Source organism: Corynebacterium parakroppenstedtii (assembly GCF_019754935.1).
Classification (GTDB): Bacteria; Actinomycetota; Actinomycetes; order Mycobacteriales; family Mycobacteriaceae; genus Corynebacterium; species Corynebacterium parakroppenstedtii.
Window position 1 is genome coordinate 46,149 of the sequence record NZ_JAGSOA010000003.1, and the last position, 13,449, is coordinate 59,597.

A 13,449-nucleotide genomic window follows, 5' to 3' on the forward strand; every position below is an offset into this window, starting at 1 on the left:
GTTCTTAGTCGGGTATGACGGGTAGTTGAACCACTTCTACCCCTGCCTGATTAACGACCGAATTAATTACCTCCTGTTGCGCATTGGCTCGTCGTAGCAGGAACGGTGATGACGTCTCGGTTGCTGGGAGCGACTGGTTGATTACCCATGCCCACGGCTCGATACCTGCTCGCGATAGGTCGGCTGCGAGCGACTGTGCCTCGAGCATTGGCGTGGTTTCTGGCAGTGTCACGAGGATTGGCCGGGTAACTTCCGTATTTTGCAGGTGTTGGAGAGTGGTCGCAGAATCGTCACGTCCGGATTGACGCATGAGTTCGCGGTGGTAGGACCCAGTGGCGTCCAGTAACAGCAGGGTGTGCCCAGTGGGGGCGGTGTCGAGGACAACCCACTGGTTTTCGGCCGTTGCTACGATCTCCGAAAATGCATTGAAAACGGCCACTTCTTCTGTACATGGGGAGCGCAGGTCTTCCTCCAACTGTGCGTACCCGTCGGCATCGAGGGAAGCGCCTTTGCTGGCGAGTACTTCTTCTCGGTAGCTAGCCGTCACCGCGTCAGGATCGATAGATGACACCGTCAAACCGCCGATGCTGTCTTCGAGGGAAGCATCGAGGTGATTCGCCGGATCCGTGGTGGACAGATGTACCGGCTTGCCGCGCTTAGCGAGCTCCAATGCCAGCATTTGCGCCACGGTGGTTTTGCCAACCCCACCTTTGCCCATGCACAAGACGAGTTTCGGTTTCCCCTCTGCTAGCTCATCCACCAGATTGGATAAATCAACGTGCGAATTTGAAGTGGACTGCGTCAAGCCCGGCTCTAGTGCGGGACCCGCGTTCGAACTTTCATTACCGTCAGGCTCGCCCAGGTGTGATAGGCCGTCTACCCCCATCACCGGGTTAGCCTTCAACTCGAGCCGTACCGTTGGAATACTATTGATCGCGCTCAGTTCAGGATTTGTGGCAAGGCCATCAAGTAGTGCCTGTTCCCTGGCATAAATTGACTCCGACAGCTGATCGGTAGCGGCGTTCGCTGGCAGGATTCCGTTGATCACCAACAGCGTCGGTTTGATTCCCATCTCAAGTAGTTCACCGGTGGAACGGTTAGCTTCTTGCAAGGTCGAGATTTGAGCTCTGGCCACCAGAACCAGTGAAGTTTGTGCCGGGTCAGCCAGAGCGGCGACCGCCTCGTGATAGGTTTGCCGGTTCTTCTCCAGTCCAGACATCGGCCCCAGACACGAGGCGTCACCCGCGCCTTTATCAATGAAACTCGACCAATCACCAGGTAAGGACAGTAACCGCAGAGTGTGTCCGGTCGGGGCGGTATCGAAAATGATGTGGTCATAGCGGCTAGTAATGTCTTCGTTTGTTAGATAGTCGACGAATCGATTAAAGCTAGCGACTTCAACGGTGCAGGAACCGGACAAGGTTTCTTCGGTTGTTGCCAGTACCTCGGGTGGCAGCAGGCCACGAACCGGACCCAGGATAGATTCGCGATACCGCGCCGCTTCTGCCTCCGGGTCAATCTCTACCGCATCAAAGCTGGTAGCGCCGGGCACAAGGTCGGTTAGCTCTGCTCCGCCCGACCCGATCTCACGGCCGAATACCTGCCCAATGTTCGAGGCTGGATCAGTTGACACTAGCAGCACTCGTTTACCTTCACTTGCCGCGCGGGTGGCTAGAGAGCAAGCAACCGTGGTCTTTCCGACTCCACCTTTACCGGTAAAAAACGCAAACTTGGTGCTCAGTTCGGGAAGGGACATTAGCAGCACCCACTTTCGCCACAGCAGTCAGACTCAACGACGGGCAAAGTGGTCTTTTCCTCCAGGGATACCCCGGCGAATTGACGGAGCTGATCAACTTGTGGGTAAGAACCAGTAGCAACGATAGTGCCATCGACCACAGTAACTGGCAGGCCGTCTGTACCCGCCACCTCGACATATGCGCGAACTGGCTCGCACGTCGCAAAATCAGTAGGGGCAGACGCCAGATTATGCCTGGTCACGGTAATGCCCTCCTTTTCCAGAGTGGTCAGCGCCGCATTGAAATCAACGAGAGCTTGGTCTACGTCGGTTCCGCAGAGCCCGGAAGAACAGCACAGGGCCGGTTCATAGACATCGATTTGACGCACAATTAACTCCTTACATTTCGATGATTGTCGCACTGACTCGAACTCTATCACGTTTCGATGCTTATCGAAACGTGATAGAGTTCTTGCATGACCAGCCAACATGCTCCGAATTGCTGCCCCGCACCTGCAGTTGCCGACGAAGGACGGTGTCGGGACGCGGCGAGTATTTTTGCGGCACTTAGTGATGTCACGCGGCTGCAAGTGGCTCTGTTCATATACCGCTGTTCACCGAACCCGGTGTGCGCATGTTCATTTCCCGAGGTTTTTAATATCAGCCGGTCAACCATTTCGCACCATCTCACCAAGCTGGTAAATGCTGGCATATTAGGCCGTGAACAGCAGGGTAAGTGGGCCTACTATTCGATCGCCTCGGAATTTGATACTCAATTCCTTGACGTTGTCGCTAAACACGTGCCTCAACAAACCACACGCCGAAAGGAAGCCGCCGTGACCAAAATCCTTTTCGCCTGCAGACAAAACGCTGGTCGCTCACAAATGGCAGCTGCCATTGCGCAAGAACTAGCAACATCTGACGTGACCATCATGAGCGCAGGCACCGAACCGGCCGAGGAAGTACACCCCGAGGTACGCGACGCCCTCGCTGAAATTGGGTTAGAGCCGTTTGCGCAGCCAGAAAAACTGGATCCGGCGAAAGTGAAGATGGCCGATTGGGTGATCACGATGGGATGTGGCGAATCATGCCCAATTTTCCCCGGAACCCACTATGAAGACTGGGAGGTCGCTGATCCGTCGGGGGAACCCACAGAGGTCGTACGCGAAATCCGCGACGATATTACCAAGCGCGTAAAAGAGTTGTTGAGCCGAATTTCTTAAGGAAAATCTGCGCACCCGTAAGGGTATTTGCACACACCCACCCCGACCGGAACGGGGAAAACATGCATAGTCTGCGCCATCGGCGTTGTCGCATTTGGCCGTAGATGCACGTAAACCCCCTCGGCGGGGCCAGGGGGCTACGGCGATGTGGAGTCGCTTACGAAACGATCCCTACAAGGCAAAACGTACAGTGGTCAGTGGGGCATCAACAACAGCAACAGTATGTGACTACGGCACAAACGATAGTCAGTCCTACTAACTCACGAAGAGTATGAGTAGGCGCTACGGGCACAATATAACATATCTCACATGGTTGAGGATCGTCACTGAGCGCCAGCCAATACATCATGCGACCAAACATGAGACGGCTACACCACTATCTATAACGTATAGCGATCTCGTACACTTTTATCCTGCCACTCTGTGCCTGTAACGGCACTGCAACGGTGAGGTATACGGAATCGACCGAATAAATTACAAGAAAGCAGTACCATGTCTCGTGCGACCATGATTAGCGCTGTTGGGCAGGAATACTTAACGTCCAACGTTGAGAACGACGAGTTCAGCTACGTCAAACAAGCTGGATCTAAAGAGAAACTCGCGCAAATACTCGGGCGCGCGCCAGAGCATCAAACACTCGACATCCGGTTCTTTGATGAAGAGTCAAAAACGGCGGTTCTTATCGAGACGAAGACCCGTTTTACCGACAAGGACATCGCCCAACTTCGCGAATATGCCATCGAAGAAAGAGCACTGTTCCCCAACAATAAAATCATCGCGATCCTAGCGAACACTGAGAACGAGGACCTGAGGGTCTGGAAGAACAACGTCGATGATGAGTCTGAGATGCCCGGAGAGACAGCCATCGACACGATGTCGTACTACGTCTCTCTCTTCGAGGCGAGCCGTCAGAATAACCGCGAGCAGGTTTTGCGCAACACTTACGCACTCAACGTGCTACTGCATAAGAAGGATATCGACGAGAAACTGCGTAGTCAGTTTGTCGGAACGACCCTGCTTTACGTTAAGGACACCGTAAATAACCTCGGTATCTCTGAAATTAATGAGGAGACCACTGTGCAGCTGCGTGAACGCTGGGCAGTGTTCACTGCAGATCAGATTCGTACTGGTATCCAGACCACTCTGGACAATCTTCTCGATGGCTCCGATAACAAGGCAACGAAGGTTAAGCTTCTGCGATCCAACGTAGTTTTGGACCAGAAGGTGCGTGCCCTCAAACTTGATGACCGGCTCGACATTCTTATTGCCATTGTTACCGGTATCTACGCCTACATTGACGAGGACAGTTCCGAAGGACAAGACCTGTTGAACCTGTTCTTCATTGCATTCAACAAGTACACCGGCAAAGCTGATAAGAACCAAGCCTTCACCCCAGACCACATCACTGAGTTCGCGTGTCGCGTGACTGGGGTGAACCGTAATACCCGTATCTTTGACGGTGCGTGTGGCTCTGGTTCCTTTCTTGTGCAGGGCATGGTGAAAGCCATTGCAGACTGCGCCACGATGAACGGTACGCAACAGCAAAAAGAAGCTCAGCAGGCTAAAATTCGCCGCGAGCACATCTACGGCGTTGAGATCGAAGAAAAAGCTTATGGTCTATCCACGACCAACATGCTGATCCACGGTGATGGAAACTCCAACATCAAACTCGGAAATCTGTTCAAGTCCAAAGATTTTCTCCTGGAAGCCGACCCTGATGTGATCCTGATGAACCCACCGTTCAATGCCAAGCCAATCACGATCCCCGAGCGTTATAAAACTAACTGGGGTAAGGCCAAGAACGGCAAGGAAGACCCGACAAAAGGTATGGTCTTCGTCCAGTTCATCTCGGACTGCATCGTTGAAGCTAACTCACAGAGGCAGAAGAATAACGAGTCCACTAAAACCGTGCGCATGGCAGTGATCCTGCCTGTTGCAGCGGCCATTGGCTCTAATAAGCTCCTCAAGGAAACTAAGCAGCGCCTGCTCGCTAACAACACGCTTGAGGCAGTGTTTACGCTGCCCAACGAGATTTTCTACCCCGGCGCCTCGGTGTCTGCCTGCATGATGGTGTTTACCCTTGGTAAACCTCACTACGACGGCGACGCGCCTGCCAAGGACACGTTTTTTGGGTACTACAAGGACGACGCTCACAAGAAGAAGAAGAATCTCGGTCGTATCGAGTAGTTCGACGAGAAGAACGCGAGTAAGTGGAAAGCCGTAGAAGAAGAGTGGCTCAAGCTCTACCGCAACAAGACCGTCAAGGCCGGTATGTCTGCCATGCAGTCTGTCACGCACGAAGATGAGTGGCTTGTCGAGGCATATATGGAAACTGACTACTCAACTCTCACTGTTGATGACTTCCAAACGACTGTTAATGGTTATCTTGCCTACCTCGTAAAAGAGGGAGTATTTACTGATGAAGTAATTGGTGGTGGAGAATGATGGCCGACCTGATTGACATCTCCGATTGGAAAGAATTTGCGTTCCGCGACATTTTTGAAATTCGAAAGGGTTTCTACAACAAGAAGCCTGAGCAACTCGATAAAGGGGATATCCCTTTCTTAGGCGCGACGGATTCGAACAATGGTGTTACGGGCTGGTACACCCTTGATGAGATCAAAACCTCGACAAAAACTGGTGTAGAACCTAACAGCCCTCTCACATCAAAGCTTTTTCCAGGTAATGCCGTCTGCGTTACAAACAATGGCTCTGTCGGTCACGCATATTTTCAGCCCCAACAGTTCACCTGTAGCCATGATGTAAACCCCTTATACCGAAAGGATGGGGAGTTTAACGTCTACACAGGTCTTTTTGTTGCGACTGTGATTATGCACGACAAATACCGTTGGCAGTACGGTCGCAAATGGAGACCTGCGCGGATGATTAGTTCAAAGATGCGTCTCCCCGCTACAGCTAGCGGCGACCCCGACTGGCAGTTCATGGAAGACTTTATTAAGAGTCTTAATCACAAACCGTTGAGCACCAGCAATAAAGTGTGTTCGATGCCCAAATGGGATGAGTTCACCTGGCGGAGTTTTTCGGTCGGGTCGATATTCTCCATTCGTAACGGCCGGGGCATTACCACAAGTGAAATAGAGGAAAACCCCGGCAACCTTAACGCTGTGCAAAGCGGTGAAGAAAATAACGGTGTTATTGGGAAAATTAGCTTGGATTTCTGCCGAGAAAACAACTATGTATTTACAGAGCGCCCTTGCCTAACCGTGGCGAGAACGGGTTCGGCAGGTTTTGTCTCTTTTCAAGCAGACGGTTGTGTTGTGGGAGATTCCGCCAAGATACTGCAGCCTCGTTATGAAAGCCTTTCTACGGCCAGCTACCTTTTTCTTCAAACGGTTTTGAATCAGAACCGTTTTAAATTTAGTTACGGACGAAAAGTCACCGAAGAAAAGTACCTCACTGACGTGGTAAGCCTGCCGGTCAAAAGCGATGATTCAGGTAAACTAATTATCTATCCCGACAATCCTTATAGCCCTGAAGGATACGTTCCCGACTGGCAGTTCATGGAGGACTATATGCGTTCACTGCCTTACGGCGACCGCATTCCCGAGGATGGTGATTAACCATGCTCATCGGCTATGCGCGCGTGTCTACCTCCAAGCAGGGGCAGTCGCGCGACAGGCGCTCCTAGCTTCTCAGCGCGTCGATAGCCATCTCGAATACGGCTAGGGAGTGACATCCTCCCCGCCCTAAAGGACGGGACGCTCTTGACTAGAAAGACACGCAGCCTGCGGGTATGTTGACGCTGGTGCCGATGGGGCTGCGTGCGTTCATAGGTCGTTGTCGGGGCGGTCGCCGCGGATCAAAGCGACGAGGTCGTTGACGGTCATGAGGACGAATTGGGCTCCGGGGTTGGTAATGCCACGTCGTTTGGCGACGACTATTCCTGCCACGGCGTCGTCATTGCCCATTTCTATGTGGGCCTCGTTGGTCCAGGGGCCGGGGGTGATTCGTCCGCCATAGTCTTTGGTTTCGAGCACTAGCCTTTGCCCGCGCGCGTCGCGTACTCCGGCAATGTCTCCCCTGTCGTTGGCGCCGGTGAGTCTGCGTCGTTCGATGAAGTCGCTTTCTAGTTCTTGGGCTAGGTAGGTGGCGATGGCTGTTTCAAACGCCGTCCCAGCCTTTTTTGCTGATCTTCTATTCCTTGACATGCGTTGACCTTTCAAAGTTAGTGTTTTGGAATATCGAAATGTCCCACCGCGCGGGTAGAGTTGATGCTTAAGAGTGAGGAAGGAGGGGCTATGAGGGCAGAAAACATCGCCGCCTATATCCAAGAGGCCACTGGTATTTCCGATGAATGGAAATTGCAAAAACTCGTCTATTACGCGAATGCGTGGGCGTTGGTGTGGACTGGTAGGCCACTGGTCAGCGACAGTTTTGAGGCTTGGAGAGATGGGCCTGTTAGCCGGAATCTGTATGTGGCTACCCACCACAGTCCCCCACCATTCGAAGTAAAACCGCTCTCTCATAATCAAAAACGCATTGTTGATGCAGTTTTAGATTCCTATGGAGATATGAGTAAAGAGCAGCTAGTGGAGCAGACTCATAAGGAAGCTCCTTGGCGTGAAGCTCGAACCGGGCTTCCTGCTGGGGCTCCTAGTCAGCGTCTACTTAATACTGACACGATCGCTCGTTTTTATGCTCTAGAGGCCACTACTGGGCGTGGCCCGGCGGCTCCATCATTAGCCTATGAACCGGTCGATGATGCTGAGGTAGATGAGTCAATTCGTCAGGTTTCTCAACAGTGGGCTGAAGCGTTGGCCCGCCTTGAACACCTATGACGGGGTCTTCTCCTCAGTGTTTGCCTGTGGACACGGTTATTGCCATTAACAAGCAACAGACTAGGGGGCGAGGCTGCCTCCTTGATTATGGAGGTTTGGACGCTGCGCTATGTGCCCCTTTTCAGGAGTTTTTTGGGCACAGACGGTGTAGCTCGATTTACGAGGAGGCTGCGGTTGTTCTCTTCGAGCTTGCTACGCGGCATCCGTTTTCTGATGGGAATAAACGAACAGCTTGGGTAGTTGCGGCAGTCCACTTGAATCGCCGTGGGGTTACTGTGGTCGCTGAGCAGAGTGAAGTTGTAGAGCTAGTTGTAGATGTTGTCTGCCATAGAATCAGTAGTTCCGATCTTACTTTGTGGTTTGTGAATCACAGTTCGCGATTGTGATCGCCTTTTCGGCTGTATATGAGCGTTCTTCGCAGACTGTCGGTTACGTGGCATGAGCGCGCTCCTTGCATTGTTCGCCGGATAGCGTCATTGGTTGTGCCGTTCGCAGGTTCTGCAGTAGAGGTAGCCGCCTCGCATGGCTGTGGTGGCGAGGGTGAGGGTGTGGCCTTTCCGGCAGGTGACGTTTCCGGTGTCTCCCCACTCGCGTCCGGCGACAACCCCGGCAATGGGGAGTTTGGCTTTCTCGTAGGTTTGCAGGTAGGCCTCGCACTGGGCTAGTGCCGGGCACTGGTGGCAAGCTTGTTTGAGTTTGGTGCGTGCACTGTCGGTGAGTTTGGTGGCTGACCACTCGGGCCGGCCTGCGCAGAGTGTGCGTCGTGTAATAATCGGCGGGTCAATGGCTGGTAGTGATGGTAGTGTGCGTTGGTTGGTCATAATGCTCCTTTGTAGTAGGTTCGCCCGGCTACCACCCCAAAGATGGGGGCTCCTACTTGTTCATGGGCTTGTAGGTAGTCTTCGCACTGGTTGAGTGCTGGGCACTGTTGGCAGATGGCGATGAAGTCGGGGGCCATGTCCTCCTTGTCGCTGTCGGTGGTCCACTCTGGGTGATCTTGGCATAGTTTGCGTTTGGTGATGGGGGGCGGAGTGAATCTTGATGGGGTGTGGATGTGGGGAATGCGGTTTGTTGTCATTGTTTGCTCGCTTTGCGTGGGGGTGTGATGTCGAGCCAGACGGGGTGTGGTGTGTGGCCTGGTTTGTGCAGTTCGGGGTCTGTGACTGTGGCCGAGGGGTACACCGTGTGGGTTACTTGTTGGAGTAGTGAGTTGGTGAGTACGAGTCGGAGTTTGTCGTCTGTGCTGGCCTCTCTGGGTTGGTAGTGGAGTGTGACGGTGCCGGGTTTGTGGGTGTTGTGGGTACTGCACCATTTGCGGATGTGCGCTTCCAACATTCGGCCTATGATCGTGGCGAATTTCCTGTTTTTTGGTGTGGGGTGGGTGTCTGTGATGGATGGCCTGTTGTAGGGGATTTGGATGGGGCTCATGGTTTCCTCTCCTTATCGGGGTTGTTGGTCAGAAAGGGGGTTGGTCGTCGGTGTTGAATCCGCCCGCGTTCCAGCTGGCCTTGGCCGGGGTGCTGGGGTTGTTCCATGGGGTTTTGTTTTGGCCGGTTTGTTGTTGGTTTCGGGGCTGATTACCTCCACCCCCATTATTGTCGGTGGCGAATAGAACACTTGTTCCAACCTCACCGGCCGTCAGCTCCAACTTCGACCGCTTCTGGCCGTCCTGCCCCTCCCACCGGCGCTGCCTGAGTACACCAGTGGCGATCACCCGCTGGCCTTTGCCGAGGGTGGCCACACCCTCAGCCAGTTTCGACCAGGCCGTGCAGCCCAAAAATGTTGCTTCCCCGTCTTCCCACTGGCCGGTTTGTTTGTTGTAGACCCGCTGTGAGCTGGCAATAGTGAAGCTGGCGACGGGTTTGCCGTCGTTGGTGTAGCGGACTTCTGGGTCGGCTACGAGTCGGCCGACGATGGTGGTGTGGATGGGCGTTTGTGCCATGTTGAGCATTCCTTTCATGAAAATAGGGTTTTAAGACGTTTGAACCCCCGCGGGTAGGCCACTACACCAGCGGGGGCGTGTTCGTGGCTCTACGGGGCCAATGGGCGCGAATTTAGAGCTTCTTAGGGCTCCACCAATGGCCCGGCTCAGCCTGATACGGCGGGGCGTCCTTCCGCCGCTCCAGCATGTCCGCAATCATCCGAGCCACACGCGGGTGGACACGCTGCTGGTACTCACGCGGCGTTTCACCGCGCTGACCAGGGGTTTTACTGTAGTAGGCCTCAATCTCAGCCTGTGTCGTGGGTTGTTCTCCCCGAGCCTTGGCCAACTCCGTGCGGCCTTCCGGCGACTGCTCCCAGCGTGTTTTAGCCACCCGCGCAGCCTCGAGAATGTCCAACGGGGTCACCATCCGCTGAGTGATCTTCTCCATGCAAAAGATCGTGACCGCCTCAAGCCACAGCCAGTCGGGCAGGCGGTAGCGGCCCACCACCTCCGCCCACGCCTGAACCGTCTTCGTGTCAGGGACAGGGAACCGGTCTTTGGCCAGGTAACGGCCCTTTTCAAGGATGTCGAGAGCCAGTTCTTCAGCCTGATCTTGGTTCATTGTTCGATCTCCTGCTGATCCAGGACTTCGCCGTCAACGATGGTTGCCTGGTTGCGCACTTCTCGTTGTTGTCGCAGCTCACGGCGTACGTCGTCCCACTGCTCAGCTTCGCTCTTTCGTTGCGGCACCTGCCTAGGCAATGACCGGGCTGGAAGCGGCTCATCGTCCCAACCGCCACGCTCCAGCCACGTTGTCGGGTGAGGAATGAACTGCTTTTCCGGGAGGTTCGGATCAGCCGCGAGCCTCAGTGCCCCGTCAATGACGCGTTGAGCATCCCCGGCAGCCTTGATGGCCGCCGCGAATTTGGCCCGCGCTTTCTTCTTGCCAACCTTGCGTGGGTAGGCATCCCAGAATTCATCGAACCGATCAGACCGAGACTCACGCTCGCTCGAACCGGAGGTTTGAGCATGATCTTCTTGAGATAACGAAGTTATCTCTTTAGTTTTCTTGGAATATAGTCTTCTTATGCGTCCGGAATTTCCGGATGCGGGTTTTCCGGATACGGGTTTTCCGGAACCGGCCAAATCGCCACTTCCGAATTCCTCGGACACGGGGAAGTAACCTGAAAGCACTTCATAGTCCCAACCTGCAAACCTCCCACTTTCAGCACGTTTCTCAATCCGCCGCATATGGCCAGACTCGATAAGGTCATTAATAGCCTTAGCGACCGTGTCTTTGTTCATCCCCAGAGCGTGCGCAACCGACGTGGTAGTGATGTTCCACCCGTCCCTGTGTGACCGCATGAAGATGTAAACGGCCTTGGCCCTCGCGGGTAGCTCAGTAGATCTTGAGATGCTGTTCGGAATCAGGGTGAAGTCGTCTTCAGGCCCTGGGCCCTGAAATATTTGCGACATTACTTTTCACCTCCTACAGATTTCGCTAACTGCATCCGGGCGAGCCAATGGGCGCGGAAATCCTCACCACTCAACCCCGCCACAAACTCAATCCACGACTTCATAACAACCTCCAAAATTAGTACAATTGTTCGATAAAAAAGGGTGAGGTAGTCACCACGACAAAGCGCACGCAACTACCCCACCCGAAAAGAAAGTTCACACAACAGGGGTGGTGTTATTCCTCCATGATCGAATACGTCACCCCGCCCGCATCATCCAACACAGCGGGCCTTCCCCTATAGTGAACAGGCACATCGCCCGGCTCCTGCCACGAGTGAACACTCAAACCAATCTCGGCCGACTCTCGCGGGTGGGCATGCACCCAGTCATGACAAGCCTTACAGATAAACACGAGGTTCGTTACCGTATGTTCGCCGCCACGCGACCGGTACTGCCTATGGTGAAGCTGCTCAGCGCCCCCGGTGCACACCGGAAACACCATCGCCTCACACCGGCCACCAGCACGATCACCAACAACACGGGCCACCTCAACAGGCATCCTCTTTCTACCCATCGTGACCCGCCGCCTGATACGCCGCGTTCACCGACTTCTGCACCGACTGCAACGCCGACAACTGATCACGAAACGACCGCTGAAAATCCAACAGACGCTTATACTCACCCTCAGCAACACGCGCAGCTAACGCCTCATCCACCGTCCCGGCCACAGCCCGCTGCTTCCGCTCCTCCATCGGCCCATCAGCACCAAGAAAAGCCCTGGCAAACGCCGCCTTAAAATCAAGCTCCGCCTTCTGCCACGCGTTATACGCCTCACTCACCGGACGCACCGAGCGCGAAATCTGGGTCACCGCCTCACTGATCTGCTGCTCAATCTGAACCGGATTCAACGGCGCATACTCACTCACCCGGACCGCCACCTTCCAACTGCTCGGTGCGTTTCTTAAACGCCTGCCATAATGACTGGTCGGTCACCTCAGCGGCCTTAGCCTCCTCCCACAACGCGCGCAAAGCCCCCACATCAGGCACCGACTTCAACCGGTCAACAATCAACTGCCGCTCCTCATCACGCTTCACCTTCCGCATCTCCTCACGGGTGACACGCCTATTGCCCCCATACCCAAGATTCGCCAACGCCCGACCAATAGCCGACGTCTCGCACGTCTCCAACGCTACCGTTCGCTGCGCCATGCCCGCCCCGTCAATCTCAAAGGCATAGCCGGTCGCATCCGGCATCCCCGTATTCTCAGCGTCACGCCACACACGGGCTTTAATAATCCAGCGTGTGTGCCCCGGATCACCCTCATAGGTCAGCTCAGTCAAACAACGGAAATTCGGATGATCCCTCCTAAAACGCAGTATGCGCTCCTCAACAGACTCATAATTTTCAAGGTCAATCTTGGCCATTACGCGGCCCCCTTCCACTTCAACGTGACCCGCTGAGCCGGATCCTTCCCCGGCTTCATAAACCGCTCATACAACTCCGGCTCCGCCCTCTTGAACCCGGCGGTATCAAACCGGGACGACCGCTTCGGCGTCGACAGCGTTACCTGCACCCGATCATCCGAATACGAGAAATCCTCCCCGCCCGTGAACTCCCTGATCTCCGCTTTAAGCTCATCCTCCAGAGCGCGGGCCTGCTCCTTCAGCTTCGACAACTCACGGACACGATCAGCAAAGAAATCAGGCAACCGGGCCTCCACATGATCGGCCTCAAAATCCTTCTGCCGAGCCAACAAAGCCAGGAGCCTTTCCTGCGTGTCCTTATCCGGGCGAATGAGGAAATAATCCACACCCTGAGACACAAAATCCTCGTGATACTCAAACACCAGCACACACGCCTCAGCCCCCGTCACCAACAACTGCCACTGGATCTGCCACAAGTAGCGGTCCGGAACATCCTCACGCTTCCACCACATGTTCTTGGTGGTCTTCGCCTCAGCCAACACCGCAACAGTGCCATCCTCACGGCAACCCACAGCGTCCGGGGTACACGCAGCACCCTCTATTTGCGTGGACACATACAACCCAGTGTTGTGCTCCAGTCTGGAGTCCACATGCTCCCGCGCGTAATTCACCAACACCGTCTCCCGCTCATGCCCCCACTGCGTATACGAATTACCCGCAAACGGCTTGCTCAACCCATGCCGATCCCGATACACACGCTCACGGGCACCAGAACCACCAGTCGCCAGATCCGCCATCATCGTCGCCGTGAAATACCGCTTCCGGGCCTCAAGCCACGATTCCTCAGAATCAAACTCCAAAAGCCTGCATTGCTTTTCCGACATA

General features: G+C 54.5%; 17 protein-coding genes. 6 read left to right on the top strand and 11 right to left on the bottom strand.

The features are described from left to right. Positions 1-4 precede the first annotated feature (4 nt). Positions 5-1,756: an arsenical pump-driving ATPase gene (gene arsA, locus KCQ76_RS08840; RefSeq protein WP_046202068.1), complete on the bottom strand. Its 1,752-nt coding sequence runs from the start codon at positions 1,754-1,756 to the stop codon at positions 5-7. Continuing rightward, on the bottom strand, positions 1,756-2,124 hold the full coding sequence (gene arsD, locus KCQ76_RS08845) for an arsenite efflux transporter metallochaperone ArsD (protein WP_046202067.1): 369 nt from the start codon (positions 2,122-2,124) through the stop codon (positions 1,756-1,758). Before arsD ends, arsA begins: the two co-directional genes overlap by 1 nt. Before the next feature lie 87 nt (positions 2,125-2,211). On the opposite strand from arsD, the gene KCQ76_RS08850 reads away from it, so the two are divergent. From KCQ76_RS08850 to KCQ76_RS08865, 4 genes are all read left to right on the top strand, one after another. After that, entirely contained in the window at positions 2,212-2,958 is a 747-nt protein-coding gene (locus tag KCQ76_RS08850) for a metalloregulator ArsR/SmtB family transcription factor (protein WP_082090305.1), read from the top strand. 492 nt (positions 2,959-3,450) lie between these two features. Then, positions 3,451-5,145: an HsdM family class I SAM-dependent methyltransferase gene (locus KCQ76_RS08855; protein ID WP_200895290.1), complete on the top strand. Its 1,695-nt coding sequence runs from the start codon at positions 3,451-3,453 to the stop codon at positions 5,143-5,145. An 84-nt stretch (positions 5,146-5,229) separates the two neighbouring features. Further along, positions 5,230-5,403 carry a hypothetical protein gene (locus tag KCQ76_RS08860; RefSeq protein ID WP_200895289.1) on the top strand — a complete coding sequence of 58 codons (174 nt, stop codon included), beginning with the start codon at positions 5,230-5,232 and terminating at the stop codon, positions 5,401-5,403. After that, positions 5,400-6,539 carry a restriction endonuclease subunit S gene (locus KCQ76_RS08865; protein WP_052722410.1) on the top strand — a complete coding sequence of 380 codons (1,140 nt, stop codon included), beginning with the start codon at positions 5,400-5,402 and terminating at the stop codon, positions 6,537-6,539. Before KCQ76_RS08860 ends, KCQ76_RS08865 begins: the two co-directional genes overlap by 4 nt. Before the next feature lie 207 nt (positions 6,540-6,746). On the opposite strand, the gene KCQ76_RS08870 is transcribed toward KCQ76_RS08865, so the two are convergent. Continuing rightward, complete coding sequence (locus tag KCQ76_RS08870) at positions 6,747-7,127, bottom strand: hypothetical protein (RefSeq protein ID WP_046205291.1); 381 nt, start codon at positions 7,125-7,127, stop codon at positions 6,747-6,749. A 90-nt stretch (positions 7,128-7,217) separates the two neighbouring features. Between KCQ76_RS08870 and KCQ76_RS08875 the strand changes: the two genes are divergently transcribed. Both KCQ76_RS08875 and KCQ76_RS11175 read left to right on the top strand, forming a co-directional pair. Then, the gene (locus KCQ76_RS08875) at positions 7,218-7,757 is read left to right on the top strand and encodes a Panacea domain-containing protein (protein WP_052722409.1); all 540 of its coding nucleotides are present in this window, start codon (positions 7,218-7,220) and stop codon (positions 7,755-7,757) included. Continuing rightward, positions 7,754-8,143, top strand: a complete 390-nt coding sequence (locus KCQ76_RS11175) for a type II toxin-antitoxin system death-on-curing family toxin (RefSeq protein WP_082089962.1) — start codon at positions 7,754-7,756, stop codon at positions 8,141-8,143. Before KCQ76_RS08875 ends, KCQ76_RS11175 begins: the two co-directional genes overlap by 4 nt. An 87-nt stretch (positions 8,144-8,230) precedes the next feature. Here the strand turns inward: KCQ76_RS11175 and KCQ76_RS08885 are convergent, their stop codons facing one another. The 8 genes from KCQ76_RS08885 to KCQ76_RS08920 all read right to left on the bottom strand — a co-directional run bounded on the left by KCQ76_RS08885 (position 8,231) and on the right by KCQ76_RS08920 (position 13,448). Next, complete coding sequence (locus KCQ76_RS08885) at positions 8,231-8,578, bottom strand: hypothetical protein (protein WP_012732236.1); 348 nt, start codon at positions 8,576-8,578, stop codon at positions 8,231-8,233. A gap of 635 nt (positions 8,579-9,213) precedes the next feature. Beyond that, a complete protein-coding gene (gene ssb / locus KCQ76_RS08890) occupies positions 9,214-9,699 on the bottom strand; it encodes a single-stranded DNA-binding protein (RefSeq protein WP_102215179.1) in 486 nt (161 codons plus the stop codon). 112 nt (positions 9,700-9,811) lie between these two features. Further along, on the bottom strand, positions 9,812-10,303 hold the full coding sequence (locus KCQ76_RS08895; RefSeq protein ID WP_052722408.1) for a hypothetical protein: 492 nt from the start codon (positions 10,301-10,303) through the stop codon (positions 9,812-9,814). Then, complete coding sequence (locus KCQ76_RS08900) at positions 10,300-11,157, bottom strand: helix-turn-helix domain-containing protein (protein WP_052722407.1); 858 nt, start codon at positions 11,155-11,157, stop codon at positions 10,300-10,302. The genes KCQ76_RS08895 and KCQ76_RS08900 overlap by 4 nt, the downstream gene beginning before the upstream one ends. 217 nt (positions 11,158-11,374) lie before the next feature. Further along, positions 11,375-11,686 carry an HNH endonuclease gene (locus tag KCQ76_RS08905; protein ID WP_236881232.1) on the bottom strand — a complete coding sequence of 104 codons (312 nt, stop codon included), beginning with the start codon at positions 11,684-11,686 and terminating at the stop codon, positions 11,375-11,377. Positions 11,687-11,705: 19 nt separating this feature from the next. Beyond that, positions 11,706-12,065, bottom strand: coding sequence for a hypothetical protein (locus KCQ76_RS08910; protein WP_052723043.1), 360 nt, complete (start codon positions 12,063-12,065; stop codon positions 11,706-11,708). After that, a complete protein-coding gene (locus KCQ76_RS08915; protein ID WP_221914851.1) occupies positions 12,058-12,564 on the bottom strand; it encodes a hypothetical protein in 507 nt (168 codons plus the stop codon). Before KCQ76_RS08915 ends, KCQ76_RS08910 begins: the two co-directional genes overlap by 8 nt. Continuing rightward, positions 12,564-13,448 (bottom strand): YqaJ viral recombinase family protein, encoded by an 885-nt coding sequence (locus KCQ76_RS08920; protein ID WP_046202061.1) that lies wholly within the window; start codon positions 13,446-13,448, stop codon positions 12,564-12,566. The genes KCQ76_RS08915 and KCQ76_RS08920 overlap by 1 nt, the downstream gene beginning before the upstream one ends. Position 13,449 lies beyond the last annotated feature (1 nt).

Bases quoted from the DNA above. Each gene is read 5' to 3' on its own strand.
- arsA (WP_046202068.1), bottom strand. From the start codon at position 1,756: ATGTCCCTTCCCGAACTGAGCACCAAGTTTGCGTTTTTTACCGGTAAA.
- KCQ76_RS08850 (WP_082090305.1), top strand. From the start codon at position 2,212: ATGACCAGCCAACATGCTCCGAATTGCTGCCCCGCACCTGCAGTTGCC.
- KCQ76_RS08855 (WP_200895290.1), top strand. From the start codon at position 3,451: ATGTCTCGTGCGACCATGATTAGCGCTGTTGGGCAGGAATACTTAACG.
- KCQ76_RS08860 (WP_200895289.1), top strand. From the start codon at position 5,230: ATGTCTGCCATGCAGTCTGTCACGCACGAAGATGAGTGGCTTGTCGAG.
- KCQ76_RS08865 (WP_052722410.1), top strand. From the start codon at position 5,400: ATGATGGCCGACCTGATTGACATCTCCGATTGGAAAGAATTTGCGTTC.
- KCQ76_RS08870 (WP_046205291.1), bottom strand. From the start codon at position 7,127: ATGTCAAGGAATAGAAGATCAGCAAAAAAGGCTGGGACGGCGTTTGAA.
- KCQ76_RS08875 (WP_052722409.1), top strand. From the start codon at position 7,218: ATGAGGGCAGAAAACATCGCCGCCTATATCCAAGAGGCCACTGGTATT.
- KCQ76_RS11175 (WP_082089962.1), top strand. From the start codon at position 7,754: ATGACGGGGTCTTCTCCTCAGTGTTTGCCTGTGGACACGGTTATTGCC.
- KCQ76_RS08885 (WP_012732236.1), bottom strand. From the start codon at position 8,578: ATGACCAACCAACGCACACTACCATCACTACCAGCCATTGACCCGCCG.
- ssb (WP_102215179.1), bottom strand. From the start codon at position 9,699: ATGGCACAAACGCCCATCCACACCACCATCGTCGGCCGACTCGTAGCC.
- KCQ76_RS08895 (WP_052722408.1), bottom strand. From the start codon at position 10,303: ATGAACCAAGATCAGGCTGAAGAACTGGCTCTCGACATCCTTGAAAAG.
- KCQ76_RS08900 (WP_052722407.1), bottom strand. From the start codon at position 11,157: ATGTCGCAAATATTTCAGGGCCCAGGGCCTGAAGACGACTTCACCCTG.
- KCQ76_RS08915 (WP_221914851.1), bottom strand. From the start codon at position 12,564: ATGGCCAAGATTGACCTTGAAAATTATGAGTCTGTTGAGGAGCGCATA.
- KCQ76_RS08920 (WP_046202061.1), bottom strand. From the start codon at position 13,448: ATGTCGGAAAAGCAATGCAGGCTTTTGGAGTTTGATTCTGAGGAATCG.